The 16,966-nt window shown below is 44.0% G+C and carries 17 protein-coding genes; 8 read left to right on the forward strand and 9 right to left on the reverse strand.

The annotated features are described in order from the left end of the window. Positions 1-235: 235 nt before the first annotated feature. Complete coding sequence (locus CAN90_RS02470; protein WP_085832251.1) at positions 236-1,096, forward strand: radical SAM/SPASM domain-containing protein; 861 nt, start codon at positions 236-238, stop codon at positions 1,094-1,096. A gap of 117 nt (positions 1,097-1,213) precedes the next feature. Here CAN90_RS02470 and CAN90_RS13860 read toward each other — a convergent pair whose 3' ends face one another. Beyond that, positions 1,214-1,681, reverse strand: a complete 468-nt coding sequence (locus CAN90_RS13860) for a DUF4429 domain-containing protein (RefSeq protein ID WP_143750786.1) — start codon at positions 1,679-1,681, stop codon at positions 1,214-1,216. A gap of 172 nt (positions 1,682-1,853) precedes the next feature. After that, entirely contained in the window at positions 1,854-2,480 is a 627-nt protein-coding gene (locus CAN90_RS02480; protein WP_085832252.1) for a superoxide dismutase, read from the reverse strand. A 312-nt stretch (positions 2,481-2,792) separates the two neighbouring features. Between CAN90_RS02480 and CAN90_RS02485 the strand changes: the two genes are divergently transcribed. The 5 genes from CAN90_RS02485 to CAN90_RS02510 all read left to right on the forward strand — a co-directional run bounded on the left by CAN90_RS02485 (position 2,793) and on the right by CAN90_RS02510 (position 8,131). Next, complete coding sequence (locus CAN90_RS02485; RefSeq protein WP_242953556.1) at positions 2,793-3,233, forward strand: hypothetical protein; 441 nt, start codon at positions 2,793-2,795, stop codon at positions 3,231-3,233. Between the two features lie 179 nt (positions 3,234-3,412). Further along, on the forward strand, positions 3,413-5,191 hold the full coding sequence (locus tag CAN90_RS02490) for an ABC-F family ATP-binding cassette domain-containing protein (protein ID WP_085832254.1): 1,779 nt from the start codon (positions 3,413-3,415) through the stop codon (positions 5,189-5,191). A gap of 31 nt (positions 5,192-5,222) precedes the next feature. After that, a complete protein-coding gene (locus CAN90_RS13900) occupies positions 5,223-6,080 on the forward strand; it encodes a GIY-YIG nuclease family protein (protein ID WP_341456294.1) in 858 nt (285 codons plus the stop codon). 132 nt (positions 6,081-6,212) lie between these two features. Then, on the forward strand, positions 6,213-6,854 hold the full coding sequence (locus tag CAN90_RS02505) for a class I SAM-dependent methyltransferase (protein ID WP_085832255.1): 642 nt from the start codon (positions 6,213-6,215) through the stop codon (positions 6,852-6,854). Positions 6,855-7,003: 149 nt separating this feature from the next. Further along, positions 7,004-8,131, forward strand: coding sequence for an HD domain-containing phosphohydrolase (locus CAN90_RS02510; protein ID WP_085832256.1), 1,128 nt, complete (start codon positions 7,004-7,006; stop codon positions 8,129-8,131). A gap of 136 nt (positions 8,132-8,267) precedes the next feature. On the opposite strand, the gene CAN90_RS02515 is transcribed toward CAN90_RS02510, so the two are convergent. Further along, positions 8,268-9,254: a LacI family DNA-binding transcriptional regulator gene (locus CAN90_RS02515; RefSeq protein WP_085832808.1), complete on the reverse strand. Its 987-nt coding sequence runs from the start codon at positions 9,252-9,254 to the stop codon at positions 8,268-8,270. Positions 9,255-9,497: 243 nt separating this feature from the next. Here CAN90_RS02515 and CAN90_RS02520 point away from each other — a divergent pair, with 243 nt between their 5' ends. After that, complete coding sequence (locus CAN90_RS02520) at positions 9,498-9,782, forward strand: GlsB/YeaQ/YmgE family stress response membrane protein (protein WP_085832257.1); 285 nt, start codon at positions 9,498-9,500, stop codon at positions 9,780-9,782. A gap of 108 nt (positions 9,783-9,890) precedes the next feature. Here the strand turns inward: CAN90_RS02520 and CAN90_RS02525 are convergent, their stop codons facing one another. Further along, entirely contained in the window at positions 9,891-10,121 is a 231-nt protein-coding gene (locus tag CAN90_RS02525) for a helix-turn-helix domain-containing protein (protein WP_085832258.1), read from the reverse strand. Positions 10,122-10,213: 92 nt separating this feature from the next. Between CAN90_RS02525 and CAN90_RS13660 the strand changes: the two genes are divergently transcribed. Beyond that, positions 10,214-10,363, forward strand: a complete 150-nt coding sequence (locus tag CAN90_RS13660; protein ID WP_187138284.1) for a hypothetical protein — start codon at positions 10,214-10,216, stop codon at positions 10,361-10,363. Positions 10,364-10,426: 63 nt separating this feature from the next. Here CAN90_RS13660 and guaA read toward each other — a convergent pair whose 3' ends face one another. From guaA to purB, 5 genes are all read right to left on the reverse strand, one after another. Continuing rightward, on the reverse strand, positions 10,427-11,962 hold the full coding sequence (gene guaA / locus CAN90_RS02530) for a glutamine-hydrolyzing GMP synthase (protein ID WP_278335035.1): 1,536 nt from the start codon (positions 11,960-11,962) through the stop codon (positions 10,427-10,429). 31 nt (positions 11,963-11,993) lie between these two features. Next, a complete protein-coding gene (gene glmS, locus CAN90_RS02535; protein ID WP_085832260.1) occupies positions 11,994-13,823 on the reverse strand; it encodes a glutamine--fructose-6-phosphate transaminase (isomerizing) in 1,830 nt (609 codons plus the stop codon). A 202-nt stretch (positions 13,824-14,025) separates the two neighbouring features. Beyond that, positions 14,026-15,303 carry an adenylosuccinate synthase gene (locus CAN90_RS02540; RefSeq protein ID WP_085832261.1) on the reverse strand — a complete coding sequence of 426 codons (1,278 nt, stop codon included), beginning with the start codon at positions 15,301-15,303 and terminating at the stop codon, positions 14,026-14,028. Next, positions 15,303-15,446 carry a hypothetical protein gene (locus tag CAN90_RS13570; RefSeq protein ID WP_159450349.1) on the reverse strand — a complete coding sequence of 48 codons (144 nt, stop codon included), beginning with the start codon at positions 15,444-15,446 and terminating at the stop codon, positions 15,303-15,305. Before CAN90_RS13570 ends, CAN90_RS02540 begins: the two co-directional genes overlap by 1 nt. A gap of 81 nt (positions 15,447-15,527) precedes the next feature. Continuing rightward, positions 15,528-16,958, reverse strand: a complete 1,431-nt coding sequence (purB, locus tag CAN90_RS02545) for an adenylosuccinate lyase (RefSeq protein ID WP_085832262.1) — start codon at positions 16,956-16,958, stop codon at positions 15,528-15,530. Positions 16,959-16,966 lie beyond the last annotated feature (8 nt).

Consider the following 16,966-nt stretch of genomic DNA (forward strand, 5'->3'; position numbering starts at 1 on the left):
GTTTTTTTGAACGATATATTTTCAAAAAATTGCACTTTGAAAAACAACTGCTAAAACGGAATATGTTTGCAAACTTTTATTTCTATTTCACTGCTTTATTCCCTTGGCACCGAGCAAAAATGTAGCTCGGTACTAAGACGATATAAAAAGGGATTCCACTCTTTTTCCAATTTCCTATCCAGAAGCTTTATATGTTATAATGGCTTTATTATATTTAGAAAAGTTGAGTTCACCTATGAAAAAATTATCTCGGTTTTATGTTGAAATCACAAATGTATGTAATTTATCGTGCAGTTTTTGCGTGGGCAACGTTCGTACCCCGCGGTTTATGAGCACGGATGAATTCACACATGTCGTCCAGCAGGTAAAACCGTATACGGACTACATTTATTTGCACATTTTAGGGGAGCCTTTGGCACATCCCCAATTGGATAAGTTTTTAGCTGTGGCACACCATTTTGGCATAAAAGTAAACATTACTACAAACGGTACGTTACTTGCAAAAGTACAGAATGTACTTCTAAATTCTCCCGCATTGCGAAAAGTAAGCGTATCCTTACACAGCTTAGAGCCGGATAGTACTTATCGCAAAGAAGATTATCTAAAAGATGTGGCGACGTTTGCTACCGCTGCAACGGCCAAAGGGATTCTTTGCGAGCTAAGAATGTGGAACCTTGGTGCGAACAACATTGATAATGAATCGATTCTCACCCCGCTATGCCATCTTTTGGGATTAACTGCTGCGGCAAAAGAATTGGCACAAAGGGAGCTTTGTAACAGCGGCAGTACAACACTGGCACCGAACCTTTATCTTGGGAAAGCGGCGCGATTTACGTGGCCAAGCATGAATGAACCGCGTACGGAGCAACCCGTATTCTGCTACGGACTGCGAAACCAAGCGGGAGTACTAAGCGATGGCACGGTCGTGCCCTGCTGCTTAGACAGTAAAGGAGATATTGCATTAGGGAATCTTTTTCAAACACCTCTTGCTCAAATCCTGTCGGGAGAACGTGCCCAGGCACTCTACCATGGATTTTCGGCACGCCAGCCTAGTGAGGAGCTCTGCCGCCGCTGTGGGTATGCAACGCGATTTTGATAAAAATGGTCTGTCTACTATACTGTTGCTAGGCGCACATTAAATCAAAAAGCCTGCTATGATGAAAGAAAAAGCTTTCATTCATAGCAGGTTTTTTTGTTCAATAACTTAAAAACATTAGAAACCCAATAGCTCTTTTTTCTTTAAATTAAACTCAACTTCTGTAATAACTCCAGCATCGAATAACTCTTTAAACTTTTTTATTTCATCAGCCGAACTAATATTATTCGCCATAACAGGAGCAGTTAACTGATTTCGAAGTGCTTCTATTTTATCTTTAATTTGTGCAACTGTTTCATTATCTATCTTCTTAAAGACAACTGTGTTTTCATCGTTTATAGCTTCTTTGAGCCCGTTTGTATTTTCGACACCACCAGCTAATGAAAACTGTATGTACCCATTTGTTATGTTACCGCCATTTTTAACTTGAATACCGCTAATTTGATTTAGATATATTTCTTTATCTCCCTTATTAAAGCCTTGAGTCATTTTGGCCAAAAAACCTTTGCGCCTAATTACTACTTTATTGGAATATACCTCCAATTGTCCATTGACCCCATTCAAAACCAATATTGCATTTTCCACAATTATCCCCCCTTAATATATTATTAATATAGTATAATAACAATAAACTTTAGTCAATAGTTAACTAAATAAAGCTATATTTAGAAATTGGTATAAAAAAGAACGACCGTGAAACGGCCGTTCAAAAGATAATCAATTATTTAATTACTCGCATCTTTCAATATCAAACATTTTAATTGCCTGTATACAGGCAGTCTGCCCTATCCCAATTGATTACATGGAACCAATTGTCGATATATTCGTTTCTCAAATTAATGTACTGTAAAAAATACGCATGTTCCCACACATCAATTACAATCAGAGGGCAATACCCCGCAGATAAGGGAGAATCTTGATTCGCTGTTTCATAAAGGCTTAGATTCCCATTGCAGTCCTTTACAAGCCAAAGCCAACCGGAGCCGAAAACAGCCATTGCCTTTTCTTTAAATTTTAGCTGAAACACGTCAAACGAGCCAAACTGCTTGTTGATTGCCTTTTCAAGCTCGCCTATTGGTGCGTTGCCTTTTCTACCCGGCCGTAACGATGCAAAAAAGAAATTGTGGTTCGATACGCCTCCGCCAAAATCAATTATCTTTGTTCGAACACTGGGGGGCAATGCGCTCTTATTTCGCAGCATACAATCCAGCGTTAAGCCTTGCAGCTTGGGGCAATCTTTTAATACTGCATTTAACTTTTCAACATAAGCTTTTACCAGCCGATCGTGGTGAACCTGCATGGTTTGCGCATTGATATATGGCTCCAAAGCATCATAGCCGTAAGGCAACGGCTTGAGCTCGAACTCATAACAATTTTCAGACATAAACGCCCTCCTAACAAACGAGAAGATATAAAATCATACCATTGTATGCTTTTGATTTTTTATATGCTACAACAGAATACTCGTATCGACTCAAAATGCGAGCAGGCTTACCCTTACCCGTATTACTTTTCTTTCAATACAATTATCTTACTAAAGTTCATTTTTGGCAGGGAGAATCGAATTAAAAGAACAATCAGCAAGGTTCTCGCTTGTAGATCCTCGCTGCCTGTTTTTGCCTAAGCCCAAAAGTCAAGCCTTGTATGTCGAATAAAATCCGAGTATAATTATTATTCGTGTCTATAAAAAGGAAGGATGAACAGAGTGGACGAAATTAAGCAAATTTACATTGGAGACAGCTACTCGGACTTTCTCCGTTATTGCGATCTTCATAGCCTAAAACTCATGCGCGACCTGATAAACTGCCGGTTCGAGGAGCTGCCGGGGCTAATTCAAATTTCCCCCTCGCTTTTAAGCCGCATCAAAGCCGTGTATGTTCTTTATATCAAGAAACACCCGGAATGCCTGGCAACTGTAAAAACAGCCAAACCGAAATCCGCGTCTTCCATGGAGGATTTAAAGGATAAGCTTCTAGTTATTTTTCAGCAAAATGCGAATAAGCTCATTCGTATTACAGACATTACCAAGGCACTTGGCAAAGGAGCCAAACGCGGAGACATTATTCATGTGCTGGAACACCAAAGCTGGTGCCGTATTGTGGATAATACCACCTTCTTTTACACCCCGGCAGATTAAACCGTTAGAGAAGAGAGCACTTATGCTCTCTTTTTTTATACCCTCTTTGTGTCATATAATTTCACGCAAACTCTCACGCGGTAGCGGTATAAAGGAATCTGTGTTATAATAACGGTATTGAAAATAACAAATTTAAGGGTAATACTCTTTTTATAATTGCGAACGAAAAGGAGCCTTACATGCTACTATCGGCTGAAAAAATCTCTAAAAATTATGGGATGAAACAACTGCTAAAGGATGTTTCCCTTTATTTAAATGAAGGAAACCGGGTTGGTATCATTGGAATTAATGGAACCGGCAAAAGTACTCTGCTTAAAATTTTAGCCGGAGTGGAACCACCGGATGAAGGCACCATTTCTACTAATCCAAACATACAGCTCTCTTACCTGCCGCAAAATCCGCCATTTCAAGACCATTATACGGTACTCGAGCAGGTTTTTGCCGAGTTTCCCTCTCAATTTCGTGATCTAAAAGAATACGAAGCAAAGTCGATGCTCACTCGCCTTGGGATAACCGATTTTGAGGCAAAAATGGGTACGCTGTCCGGTGGTCAAAGAAAACGCGTGGCACTGGCTACGGCACTCATACACCCGGCAGACATCCTCATTTTGGACGAGCCCACCAACCATTTAGACAGTGAAATGGTCTCTTGGCTGGAACAAAAGCTGACTCGCTTTAACGGCGGCCTCATTATGGTAACCCATGACCGCTATTTTCTGGAGCGAGTAGTAAACCACATTGTGGAGTTATCCCGAAGCCAGCTTTACACATACGAGGCAAACTACTCCAAGTATTTGGAGCTCAAAGCTCAACGAGAAGAGATGGATGCAGCTAGCGAACGCAAGCGGCAATCCATTCTGCGAAAAGAATATCAATGGATTATGCGGGGCGCACGAGCCCGCAGCACGAAAAGCCGGAGCCGTATTGAACGCTACGAAGCGCTCAAAGACCAAGCTGCGCCTGAAACGGACGAAACGGTTCAGCTCTCTCACCTTTCTAGTCGCTTGGGTAAGAAAATTATTGAGCTGACTCATGTAACAAAGTCCTTTGATGGCCGCACTGTACTACGCGATTTTTCGTACCTGATGGAACGCGATGACCGAATTGGCATTGTTGGTAGAAACGGCGCGGGAAAATCGACTCTACTGAACTTAATTGCAGGTCAAATTCAGCCTGATGAAGGTACCGTTGAGGTTGGGCCTACTGTTAAAATCGGTTATTTCTCGCAGGAGAACCGAGAGCTAGACCCCAAGCAGCGAGTGTACGACTTTATTTGCGAGGTCTCGAATGAGATAAAGACCGAAGAGGGAACCTTTTCGGCCTCCCAAATGCTGGAGCGTTTTTTGTTTACCCCCGATTTGCAATATTCTCTGATTGGCAGACTCAGCGGTGGTGAGCGCAGACGCCTCTATCTTCTCAGCATTTTAATGTCTGCTCCCAACATTTTGCTACTAGATGAGCCAACGAATGACCTCGATATTGAAACACTTACGATTCTGGAAGACTATTTGGAGTCTTTTGCAGGCCCTGTGCTTGCGGTATCTCACGACCGGTATTTTTTGGATAAGGTCGCAACCACTCTCTTTGAGGTTACCGAGGGAGGGATTCTTAACGAGTACCAGGGCAATTACAGCGAGTATGAAGAAAAACGCAAAGAAATGCATCAGCCTGCTCCCAAAAAAGAATCGAGTACACCTAAGGGAGCTCCGAAAAAACAGCAGAAGCTAAAATTCTCTTTTAAAGAACAACGAGAATTTGATACCATAGAGGAAGACATTTCTGCATTGGAAACGAAAATAGCGGAATGTGAAGTAGAATCTCGCCTAGCTGCCAGCGATTACGTTCGTCTTCAATCTCTGATTGACCAAAAAGCTGAGCTAGAAACACAATTAGAGGCAAAAACAGAGCGTTGGCTATACCTCACAGAGCTAGCTGAGAAAATTGCGGCTCAATTATAGCCTGCGAAAAACTGCCTTTTAGGAGTACCCTATGGAACAGAACGAAGACCCGCATTTCTACGCTTATATGGTACGATGTGCCGATGAAACGCTGTACAGCGGCTACACCACAAACCTGAGCCGCCGAGTTGCGGCTCACAACAGCGGTAACGGCGCTAAGTACACCCGATCTCGCCGACCGGTGAAGCTGGTATGGGTAGAGCAGTACTCCACAAAGCATGAAGCTATGCAGCGAGAGGCCGCTCTTAAAAAGCTGAAACGAGCGGAAAAGCTGCGACTACTGGAGCAAGTAAGGCGATGTGGTGTAAATGAATTCATTGGAGGCGGCGGAAACGCGATGGAATTACTGGATATTGTTGATAAAAACGGTCTCCCTACCGGAGAAACCGTAGAACGAGAGTTGGCGCACCGCAATGGAATTCGCCACCGCACCTCCCATGTGTGGATTTTACGAAAGCAAAACAATACCATACAAGTACTTCTGCAAAAGAGAAGTACTAATAAGGATTCGTACCCAGGGTGCTACGATATTTCAAGTGCCGGTCACATTCCCTGTGGGGAAGATTATCTTGACTCTGCCCTGCGGGAATTGCAGGAGGAGCTTGGTATTCATGCCACCGCAGACGAACTTCAGTATTGTGGCTGCCGCCATATTGAATTTCATGGTAATTTTCACGGGCAAAGTTTTTGGGATAATCAGGTCAGTAACATTTATGTTTTATGGCGAGATTGGGACAAATCTCAATTTCAGTTGCAGGAATCGGAAGTTGAATCTGTTTTATGGATAGATTGGGATACCTGCCTCGATATGGTTAAGAATAACCGTGCTCCCCATTGCATTCGTGTTTGCGAGCTAGAGATGGTCTTTTCTTCTGCCGGTCTACTATAAATGTAAATAGAATAAGTGCAGAGCTTCTTTATTATTTAGAAGGCTCCACTTTTTCTGCTAAAACAAACAATTTATTTATATGCTTCCTAACACCAATGCTATTTTAAGTACAGATAGAAAGGTTGGTTTCAAATGAAAGATACCGCGAACCAACGGTTTTGGGAACGAATGGCGAAGCTGTATGCACCATTTATGAAAAGCTCTGAAAGCCTGTATCAAGACATATGCTCCCACTGCCAGCCTTATCTAAAAAAGGATATGGATGTTTTGGAGCTTGCCTGCGGCAGCGGACAGTTTTCTTTTCCATTAGCCGCTAATGTACAGACTTGGATAGCAACTGATTTTTCTTCCAATATGGTTTCGCAGGCAAAGAAGCAAAGTGCACCATCGAATCTTACTTTTGAAGTTCAGGATGCAACTAGCCTGCCCTACCCGGACGAACACTTTCATGCGGTATTCATTGCAAACGCACTGCATATTATGCCTGAGCCAGAAAAAGCAATGGAAGAAATTCACCGTGTATTAAAACCAGATGGGACTCTGCTTGCCCCTACGTTCTTATGGAATGAAAGTCGACAGACGCTCGGTTCTTGGCTTGTCTCAAAAGCAGGGCTTACCGTGTACCGAAAATGGAACGCGCAGGAGTTTGAACGATTCATTGAGTCACATGATTTTCGCGTAGTAGAACGAAAGATATTGGGTGGCGGACTTCGCCCGTTAAGCTGTATGATTGCAATAAAGAATCAAAATATAACGGACACCAGCAGGAATTAATAATCTTTTTGATTATTAATTCCATTTTTTGTTGAAATTAGATAGTTTTGGTAATATAATAAGAGTAATGCCTTCAAATCTACTCATTAGAGATAGTCCAAACATCATTTGCTTGTATAAGAGACATATCGAGAAGTGAGGAGGAAATTATGGAAGCACTCCGAAACCAGGAAGAACCCCTCAAAACCTCTAATTACATTCAAACTATGGAAAGGCTATTACAAGTTGTTCAGCAATTATCTGCCGCACACGATATTCATACGGTTATGAACCTTGTTCGCCATTCAGTACGTGATTTAACACAAGCGGATGGTGCAACCTTTGTATTGCGTGAAGAGGATGATTGCTTTTATGCACAAGAGGATGCCATCTTCCCACTATGGCAAGGGAAACGCTTCCCAATCCAGAGTTGTATCAGCGGTTGGGTCATGCTCAACCGTTCCCCAGTTATTATTGAAGATGTATACAGTGATCCCCGCATCCCCATAGAAGCATATAAAAATACATTTGTAAAAAGCCTTGCAATGGTCCCTATAAAAACAATAGAGCCAATTGGCGCAATTGGCTGCTACTGGGCAAAACAGCATTATGCAACTCCTGAGCAGTTAAAAGTTTTGCAAGTGTTGGCCGATTCCGCAACAATTGCCCTCGATAATATTCATTACCAAAATATTTTTGCAGAAAAAACAAAGCAGCTTGAAAACGCAATTGACGGAACTCTGCTTGCCATTGCTAACATGGTTGAACAAAAAGATTTATATACCGCAGGCCACCAAAAGAGAGTCGCAACCATAGGGCTTGCTATTGCACAAGAGCTTGGCTGCAGCTTAGAGAGCTGCGAAAAAGTATTTCGTGCGGGAGTGGTTCACGATATTGGTAAAATCGGAATCCCCAGTGAACTGCTTGCAAAACCCGCTAAACTAACAGACATTGAATACGCGCTTATTAAAACTCATGCTGAAATTGGGTATATCATTCTGAAGGATGTACCCTTGCTTTCGGTAACAGCAGAAATCATTTTACAGCACCATGAAAGATACAACGGGAGTGGATATCCCAATGGACTAAAGGGCAACGAAATACTCCCGGAAGCACAAATTCTTGCTGTGGCAGATGTGTTTGAATCTATGATTTCACACAGACCCTATCGTGCTGCCCTTGGAGTAGATGCCGCCATAGACGAGCTAGTTCAGAACAAAGGGATACTCTACCACCCAGATATTGTAGATGCAATTGTACATCTTGTTAAAACAAAAGGGTACAAAATACCAGAATAGCAAATGCTTTACAAAAGTAGTGCCCAACAGAAGAAATATCTGTTGGGCACTACTTTTGTAATTTCAAGCAATCATGTATAGACTAGAATTTAACCGAGTCTTTCTATAAATAAAAACGCTCTGTTCTATATTATTTTTATGGGAGGGTAGTTCCCCCCTCTACTAACGTTACGTTGTGCACAAATTCGGTTACTCCACCTTCTTTATGCTCTATTTGGTAGACGAGAGAGTTCACAATCGATTTTGAAATTGCATAAAAGTCTTGGCAAACGGTAGTGAGTCGGGGATGCGTTAGCTCAGAAGGCTCTGATCCATCATAACCCACGATTTTCAATTGCTCCGGAACCGGAATTCCACGAAATAGAGCCTCTTGCAGCACCCGAACGGCCACACTGTCTACCGCAAATACTCCGTCAATTTTTTTGCTAGCTGTAATAACAGATTTCACAACATGATTGTACTCTACACGCGATAAAAATTCATTCCCTTTTATTTTTAAACTGGAGCAACGAATACCATTCTTTTTAAGCGTTTCTCGAAAAGCGATATGTCTTTCCATCAACGCGGTTTTCCCACGGCTCATTCCAATCACATGCACCACGTTTTTGCAACCGCTCTCAATGAACTTTTTTGCAGCTAGCTCACCACCTAGCCGATGATTGGAGGTAACATGTGGAATCCTCTCCCCAAGATTTCGGTCAATTGAAACAATGGGAAGCGTTAATTTTTGATAATCTGAAGTATCCTGTGCAAAGCTGTACACAATAATACCATCCACCTTATTTTGCCGCAGCATTGCTAGGTACTCTTTTTCTTTCGCGGGATTCCCAATGGTATTGCATAATATCATCTTATAGTCCCGTTTGTTGAGTTCGCACTCTATGCACTTTGTGAGCCGGGCGAAAAAAGGATGACTTACGTCTGGAATAAGCAAACCAATAATAAATGTTCTTTGCATAAATAAATTTCGAGCCACTTGATTTGGGTAATAGTTCAATTCCTCAATTGCGCAGTTCACTCGCCGATACATTTCTTCTGAAATATAGCCGCGTTTATTGAGCACCCGCGAAACAGTGGTTACTGAGACGCCGGCTCTATCCGCCACATCTTTTATACCTGCCATTTTACCCATCAATCCTTCTTTTTGGTATTCTTGTATTCTCCTCAAACTTACTATAGTGCACAACACACATGTGTGTCAATTAGTTACAATACAATTATAAAATGAAATTTAAATGATAAAGTTTTAATTTACATAGTTTAAATGATTAATTTAAAACAATTTACTAAATTTTAGATTGATAAATAAAAAGGAATGGGGTATTCTAAACTCGAAATCTAATTTAAGAAAGTAGATGAATTAATTATGAGCATCATTACATGGATTGTATTAGGTGCGTTAGCAGGATGGATTGCAAGTATGATTGTTGGTAAAAACTCTGAAATGGGTGCGTTTGCAAACGTATGCATTGGCATTGCAGGCGCATTTATTGGCGGATTTATATTTAACATGGCTACTGGTGTAGGCTTCACCGGTTTTAACGTTTGGAGCTTAGTAGTAGCAACGGTTGGAGCCGTTATTCTATTGTTAATTATTAATGCCTTTCAGAAAACCAGACACGATAAAATGGATCAACCTGTTAATCGCTAACGTATTCCAAGAACCCCCGCTGGAATTATCCAGCGGGGGTTCTTGTTGTAATTCATTTTTATTTGGATAAAAACTAAACACGTAAAATAAGGTCTTTCCATCGTTTTATCAACTTTCTCTATTTTTACGCTGGTACGATTCTTTTACATCTGTCATATCTAATAAATAGTCGATACTAGTGTTAAAATACAAAGACAACTTCTTTAATATTTCGATGGGTATATTAATTTTTCCTAATTCATAATCAGAGTAGGTTGTTTGGGCTATATTAAGTATTTGCGCCATTTGCTTTTGATTTAAGTCTTTATCTTCTCGCAAGCCTCGAATATTCTGGTACATAGTATCACCTCGAAATTATTAAACCATAACGTAAATACCGTTATTGATTTTTAACGGTATTTACGTTACAATCTGTTAAAGGGGTGAATATTATGTCAGACTATAAAGAAATGTATTACTTATTATTTAATAAAATCACTGATATTGTAACTGATTTACAAGAAATACAACGGCACACAGAAGAGCTATACATAAAAACAGAAACGCCACTCATCAAATTAAGTTTGAGAGAAAAAGAATGAGAAGAAAAGAGACCACAAACCCGCATAAATATAGGGTTTGTGGTCTTTTTTATTATATTTTTATTATTCCCACTCAATCGTAGCCGGGGGCTTACTGGTAATGTCGTAAACGATGCGGTTTACACCGCTTACCTCGTTAATGATGCGGCTGGAAGCTTTCTCCAGAACATCGTAGGGAATTCTTGCCCAGTCTGCCGTCATAAAATCGGTGGTGGTCACACCGCGAAGTGCGATGGTAAAGTCGTAAGTGCGGCCGTCGCCCATTACGCCAACGCTCTGAATACCGGTGAGCACTGCAAAGTATTGGTTGATCTTACGGTCAAGACCAGCTTCGGCAATCTCCTCGCGGAATATCGCGTCGGCATCGCGCAGAAGATCAAGCTTTGCCTTTGTAATATCGCCCAATACGCGAATGGCAAGGCCAGGGCCAGGGAATGGCTGGCGGAAAACCAAAAACTCCGGAATATCAATTTCCAGGCCAACTCGGCGAACTTCATCTTTAAACAAGTCGCGCAGAGGCTCTACAAGGCCTGTAAAGCCGATATCTTCCGGTAAGCCGCCAACGTTATGGTGACTCTTAATCACAGCTGCTTCGCCAACGCCGCTTTCCACAACGTCCGGGTAAATAGTACCTTGGCACAGGTAATCCATATGGCCAAGCTTTTTCGCTTCTTCTTCAAAGACGCGAATGAACTCTTCACCAATGATTTTACGCTTTGTTTCGGGGTCAGAAACACCTGCAAGGCGGTTTAAAAAGCGATCCTGTGCATTTACACGAATGAGATTCATGTCAAACTGCTTGCGGAACACCTGCTCTACCTGGTCGCCCTCATCCTTACGCAGAAGACCATGGTCTACGAAAATGCAGGTCAAATTCTTACCGATTGCCTTATGCACCAAAACGGCGGCAACGGAGGAATCCACACCGCCGGAAAGTGCACACAGCACCTTTTTATCGCCAACGCGTTCCTTAATCTGGAGAATAGCATCCTTGGCAAAGGTGTCCATTCTCCAATCGCCGGAGCACTCACACACGCGGTACAAAAAGTTCTTAAGGAATGCATTTCCGCACTCGGTATGCTCTACTTCCGGGTGGAACTGTACGGCATAAAGCTTCTTCACTGCACAATCCATCGCTGCCACGGGGCAAGCAGCGCTGTGCGCGCGCACTGTAAAGCCCTCTGGAAGCTCCACAATTTTATCCGTATGGCTCATCCAGCATACACTGGTTTGTGCTGTGCCATGGAACAGCTCGGAAGAAAGGTCAAACTCCACCGGAGTTTTTCCATATTCCTTTACCGTAGAGGGCTCCACCTTACCGCCAAGTTTAAATGCCATAAGCTGCGCGCCGTAGCAAATACCCAAAACCGGAATTCCTAGCTCGAAAATCTCCTTCTCACAGCTGGGTGCTCCCGGGGCATAGGCACTGTTAGGGCCGCCGGTGAAAATAATCCCCTTATAGCCCGCCTTTTGAATCTCCTCAATTGGCGTTTTGTACGATTTGATTTCGCAGTACACATTGAGGTCGCGCACACGGCGAGCGATGAGCTGGCTGTACTGGCCGCCGAAATCTAATATTAAAACAGCCTCGTTTTGTATCGTCATAAAACTCCCCTATTCTATTCCACTCTTATTCCACAGTTACGGATTTTGCCAGGTTACGCGGTTTATCAATATCGCAGCCCTTCATAGAGGCAACATAGTATGCAAGCAGCTGAAGCGGGATAACCGCAAGAGACGGCCGCATAATTTCACAGGCAGTTGGCACAGAGAATAAGAAATCCACGTCCTTACCAATGTCCTGCGCATTTTCTTCTGTTGTAAGCCCCAGTACCAATGCACCTCGGCTTCTTACCTCAATAACGTTGCTCATCATCTTATCCAAAAGCTGCTGGTGGGTTGCAATGGCAACAACCAACGTGCCTTCTTCCATCAAAGAGATGGTTCCATGCTTGAGCTCTCCAGCAGCATAAGCCTCGGAATGGATATACGAAATCTCTTTGAGCTTTAAGGAACCCTCAAGAGAAATGGCGTAATCCAGATTACGGCCGATGAAGAAAATGTCCTTTGCGCTGAAATGCTTGGAGGCAAAGTACTGAATGTCTTCTTTATTTGCAATTGCAGTCTCAACCTTATCCGGCAGGTCATGCAATTCCTGAATATAATTGGCATACTCCTCGGGCGTAAGGCGACCAAGCAGGTCTGCCATATAAATAGCCAGCAGGTAAACAACAGCAAGCTGTGTGCTGTAAGCCTTTGTAGTTGCAACTGCAATTTCAGGGCCAGCCCAAGTATACAAAACATCATCCGAGTCATTCGCAATGGAACTGCCGACCACGTTTACGATAGAAATCACGCGTGCGCCGAGGCGTTTTGCTTCACGCAAAGCAGCCAGCGTATCTGCTGTTTCACCCGATTGGCTAATGACAATCACCAGAGAATTGCTGTCTAAAATCGGGTGGCGATAACGGAACTCCGAAGCAACATCAACTTCTACGGGAATGCGGGTCAGCTTTTCAATGACATATTTAGCAACAACACCAACATGGTAAGCCGAACCACAGGCTACAATGCTAATGCGATTAAAATTCTTTAACTGTTCTGCGGTAAGGGTTACATTATCAAGTACAATACGGCCATCTTTAATACGGGGAGAAATTGTGTCGCGCAGAGCCTTGGGCTGCTCCATAATTTCTTTAAACATGAAGTGCTCATAGCCGCCCTTTTCCGCAACGGAAAGATCCCAATCCACATGAACCAGTTCTTTTTCAATTGGCTCTTTCTCCATATTGCAGATGCGCACACTCTCGCGGGTCAGCTCCACAATCTCGTTGTCCTTCAAGCGGTAAAAATCGCGAGTGCGATTCAAAATAGAAGGAATGTCGGAAGCTACATAGTTCTCATGCTCGCCAAGGCCAACCACAAGCGGGCTGTCTTTGCGAACCGCATACAGCTTCTCGGGGTCATCCACACATAAAATACCCAATGCGTAGGAACCCTGCAAACGAGAAATTACTCGGATAAAGGCATCGAGAATATCGCCATCGTAGTAGTATTCCAAAAGCTGTGCCACTACTTCGGTATCCGTTTCAGAAACAAAGCTGATTCCCTTTTTGATGAGCTTCTCTTTAATTTCCTGGTAATTTTCAATGATGCCGTTATGAACAACCGCAAATTTACCGGAATTACTCACCTGGGGGTGAGAGTTTACGTCGGAGGGTTTGCCGTGGGTTGCCCAGCGGGTATGACCAATACCAACAGAACCTGTTAAGGCTTTGCCGCCATCCACCAAATCGCTAAGCACCTGCAGGCGCCCCTTGCTTTTTACAACACGCAGAGCGTCTCCCGTATATACTGCCATTCCTGCGGAATCATACCCGCGGTATTCCAGCTTTTCCAGACCGTTTAACAAAATGGGCGCCGCCTGATCACCGCCGATGTATCCAACGATTCCACACATGATAAATGCCACCTTTCTTTCCCTGTGATAGGATTACAATGTAAGTACGTTTTGTTCTCTTCCCTATTCTAACCGAGAGAGAACGCGTTAATATGCCGATTTGTAGGCTCAAATAAGAAAGCAATTAAAAATAGGAAGAAGCGCCAACCAATTTTTCAAGTTGACGCTTTTATTACAATCCCAAGCAAATAACTGGATTGAATTACCGGTAGATAATATCGCTGCGGGCAGGGCCATTCGAAACGATTTTCACCGGAACACCAATCTGCTCCTCCGCAAACTCAATGTAGCGGCGGGCATTTTCGGGGAGATCCTCATAGCGGGTAATCCCACGCAGGTCGCATTCCCAACCGGGCATCATCTCGAGAACCGGCTTGCACCGGCGAAGCTGAGAGGCGGGCGGGAAATGGTCAATGCGCTTACCGTCAAGCTCATATGCCACGCAAACGGGAATCTCTTTGAGGTAGCCGAGCACGTCGATTACGGTCAGCGCAACACTGGTAGCACCCTGTGCTGCACAGCCATAGCGGGAAGCCACTAAATCGAGCCAACCCATTCTGCGCGGGCGGCCTGTTGTAGCGCCAAACTCGCCACCATCACCACCGCGGCGGCGCAGCTCGTCGGCCTCGTCACCAAAGATTTCACTCACGAACTCACCGGCGCCAACCGCACTGGAGTACGCTTTCACTACCGAGATAATCTCTTTAATCTCATACGGCGGAACACCGGCGCCAACCGCACCGTAGCCTGCCAAGGTGGAGGAAGAGGTTACCATGGGGTAAATTCCAAAATCGGGGTCTTTCAGTGCGCCAAGCTGGCCTTCGAGCAAAATGGTCTTGCCATCTTTCACTGCCTGATGCAGGAGTGTAAAGGTGTCTGCCACATAAGGCTCAATTAGCTGGCGGTATTCCATTAGCTTATCGTAAACGGATTCCACCGTAAGGGGCTCTTTGTGATACAAGTGCACATACAGTGCATTCTTTACATCTAATACTCTTTGAATTTTGTCTTTCAGCTGTGCTTCATCGTCATACAGCTCGCTGACCTGAAAGCCAATCTTCGCGTATTTATCGGAGTAAAACGGCGCAATGCCGGACTTCGTAGAACCAAAGGACTTGGAAGACAACCGTGCTTCCTCCAACGCATCCATTTCAATATGGTAAGGCATTACGATTTGCACACGGTCTGACACCATCAATTTCGGCTCTGGAACACCGCGCTGACGCAGGGAATCCATCTCCTTAATCAGGTTCTCAACACTCAGGGCAACACCGTTGCCAATAATGTTAATTGTGTGGTCGTAAAACACGCCCGAGGGGAGCTGGTGCAGCGCGAACTTGCCATATTCGTTGATAATGGTATGGCCCGCATTACTGCCGCCTTGGTACCGAATTACGATGTCGGACTGTGCCGCCATAACATCGGTAATTTTCCCTTTTCCTTCATCGCCCCAGTTAGCGCCTACTATTGCTTTTACCATTAGAACTGCTCACTCTCCGCCGGTGCCGCACCAGCAAATTTTTCCGCTGCCAGCGGCTTTTCATTCGGCAGCAAATCCATTGGACTCAAATGACCCAAAGGCACGTATGCACTCATTTTGGCATTTGTTCCAATCGCGCTCAAAACGCTTTGCTTCTATCATACCACAAAACACCTAAAAAGCCTATAATTTTCTTTTCAGCTGATTCGAATTTAACGTTTTGTTTACAAATTGATTTCTGCTTTTTCGAGTTTAATGGAATCATATTCCTTTAATAGAGAATTGACAACTTCACCAATGAACTCCTCCGTTTGTACACCGGCACAACCCGTATATTGGGAGGGGTCTACAAGACCGGATAATTCCTCGCGTGTTACTCCAAAAATCGGATCTGCGGCAATACGGTCTAACAAATCGTTTTCGCCACCCTGCTCCTTAATTACCTTTGCTGCCTCCATGGAATGCACACGAATCTGCTCGTGCAGCTGCTGGCGGTCTGCGCCACGCTTTACGGCATCCATCATGATATTCTCGGTTGCCATAAAGGGCAGCTCGCGCAGAAGATGCTGCTCGATCACCTTGGGGTAAACCACAAGGCCGTCTGCCACGTTGCTGTACAAATCGAGAATTCCATCCACTGCCAAGAATGCCTCCGGCACGCTCAAGCGCTTGTTTGCGGAATCGTCGAGTGTACGCTCAAACCACTGGGTCGCAGTGGTAATGGCAGGGTTCAGGCTGTCAACAATTACATAGCGTGCCAAAGAGGCAATGCGCTCACTGCGCATCGGGTTTCTCTTATACGCCATTGCAGAAGAACCGATTTGCCCTTTCTCGAAAGGCTCTTCAATTTCTTTCATGTGTTGTAATAGGCGAATATCGTTCGAGAATTTGGTAGCACTCTGGGCGATTCCGCTTAAAACCGAGAGAATCTGGCTGTCGAGCTTTCTCGAATACGTTTGGCCAGAAACCGGGAAGCAAGAGTCATAACCCATTTTTTCCGCTATTTTGCGGTCGAGTGCCTTTACCTTTTCGTAATCACCGTCAAACAGCTCTAAAAAGCTAGCCTGCGTACCGGTGGTACCCTTAGAACCGAGAAGCTTTGCCTTGCTAAGCTGGTATTCCACATCTTCTAAATCCATTAAAAGCTCTTGAATCCAGAGTGTGGCACGCTTGCCAACCGTAGTGGGCTGAGCGGGCTGGTAATGCGTAAACGCCAGCGTGGGCAGGTCTTTATATTCCATTGCGAAATGCGACAGAATGCGAATGACCCCAACGAGCTTGTCTCTTACCAGACGCAGTGCCTCCGTCATCACAATCACATCGGTATTATCTCCCACATAGCAGGAGGTAGCACCGAGGTGGATAATAGGGCGTGCCTTCGGGCACTGCTCGCCATAGGCAAAAACATGAGCCATTACATCGTGGCGCACAATTTTCTCACGCGCTGCGGCAACATCATAATTAATGTCATCGACAAAGCGGCGCATTTCATCAATCTGCTCTTGTGTAACGGGAAGACCCAGCTCCATTTCAGACTCCGCCAGTGCAATCCAAAGGCGGCGCCAGGTTTGGAACTTTTTGTCCGGCGAAAATAAAAACTTCATTTCGGTACTGGCATACCGTGCCGAAAGAGGGGATTCGTACGTATTTCTCAATGCTGAAA

The organism is Clostridium merdae (assembly GCF_900176635.1).
In the GTDB taxonomy this organism is placed as follows: domain Bacteria; phylum Bacillota; class Clostridia; order Oscillospirales; family Acutalibacteraceae; genus Faecalispora; species Faecalispora merdae.

Coding starts and splice junctions, on each gene's coding strand:
- CAN90_RS02520 (WP_085832257.1), top strand. CDS start 9,498: ATGAGCATCATTACATGGATTGTATTAGGTGCGTTAGCAGGATGGATT.
- glmS (WP_085832260.1), bottom strand. CDS start 13,823: ATGTGTGGAATCGTTGGATACATCGGCGGTGATCAGGCGGCGCCCATT.
- CAN90_RS02510 (WP_085832256.1), top strand. CDS start 7,004: ATGGAAGCACTCCGAAACCAGGAAGAACCCCTCAAAACCTCTAATTAC.
- CAN90_RS02540 (WP_085832261.1), bottom strand. CDS start 15,303: ATGGTAAAAGCAATAGTAGGCGCTAACTGGGGCGATGAAGGAAAAGGG.
- CAN90_RS02505 (WP_085832255.1), top strand. CDS start 6,213: ATGAAAGATACCGCGAACCAACGGTTTTGGGAACGAATGGCGAAGCTG.
- CAN90_RS02480 (WP_085832252.1), bottom strand. CDS start 2,480: ATGTCTGAAAATTGTTATGAGTTCGAGCTCAAGCCGTTGCCTTACGGC.
- CAN90_RS02515 (WP_085832808.1), bottom strand. CDS start 9,254: ATGGCAGGTATAAAAGATGTGGCGGATAGAGCCGGCGTCTCAGTAACC.
- CAN90_RS02485 (WP_242953556.1), top strand. CDS start 2,793: ATGAACAGAGTGGACGAAATTAAGCAAATTTACATTGGAGACAGCTAC.
- CAN90_RS13660 (WP_187138284.1), top strand. CDS start 10,214: ATGTCAGACTATAAAGAAATGTATTACTTATTATTTAATAAAATCACT.
- CAN90_RS13900 (WP_341456294.1), top strand. CDS start 5,223: ATGGAACAGAACGAAGACCCGCATTTCTACGCTTATATGGTACGATGT.
- CAN90_RS02470 (WP_085832251.1), top strand. CDS start 236: ATGAAAAAATTATCTCGGTTTTATGTTGAAATCACAAATGTATGTAAT.
- CAN90_RS02490 (WP_085832254.1), top strand. CDS start 3,413: ATGCTACTATCGGCTGAAAAAATCTCTAAAAATTATGGGATGAAACAA.
- CAN90_RS02525 (WP_085832258.1), bottom strand. CDS start 10,121: ATGTACCAGAATATTCGAGGCTTGCGAGAAGATAAAGACTTAAATCAA.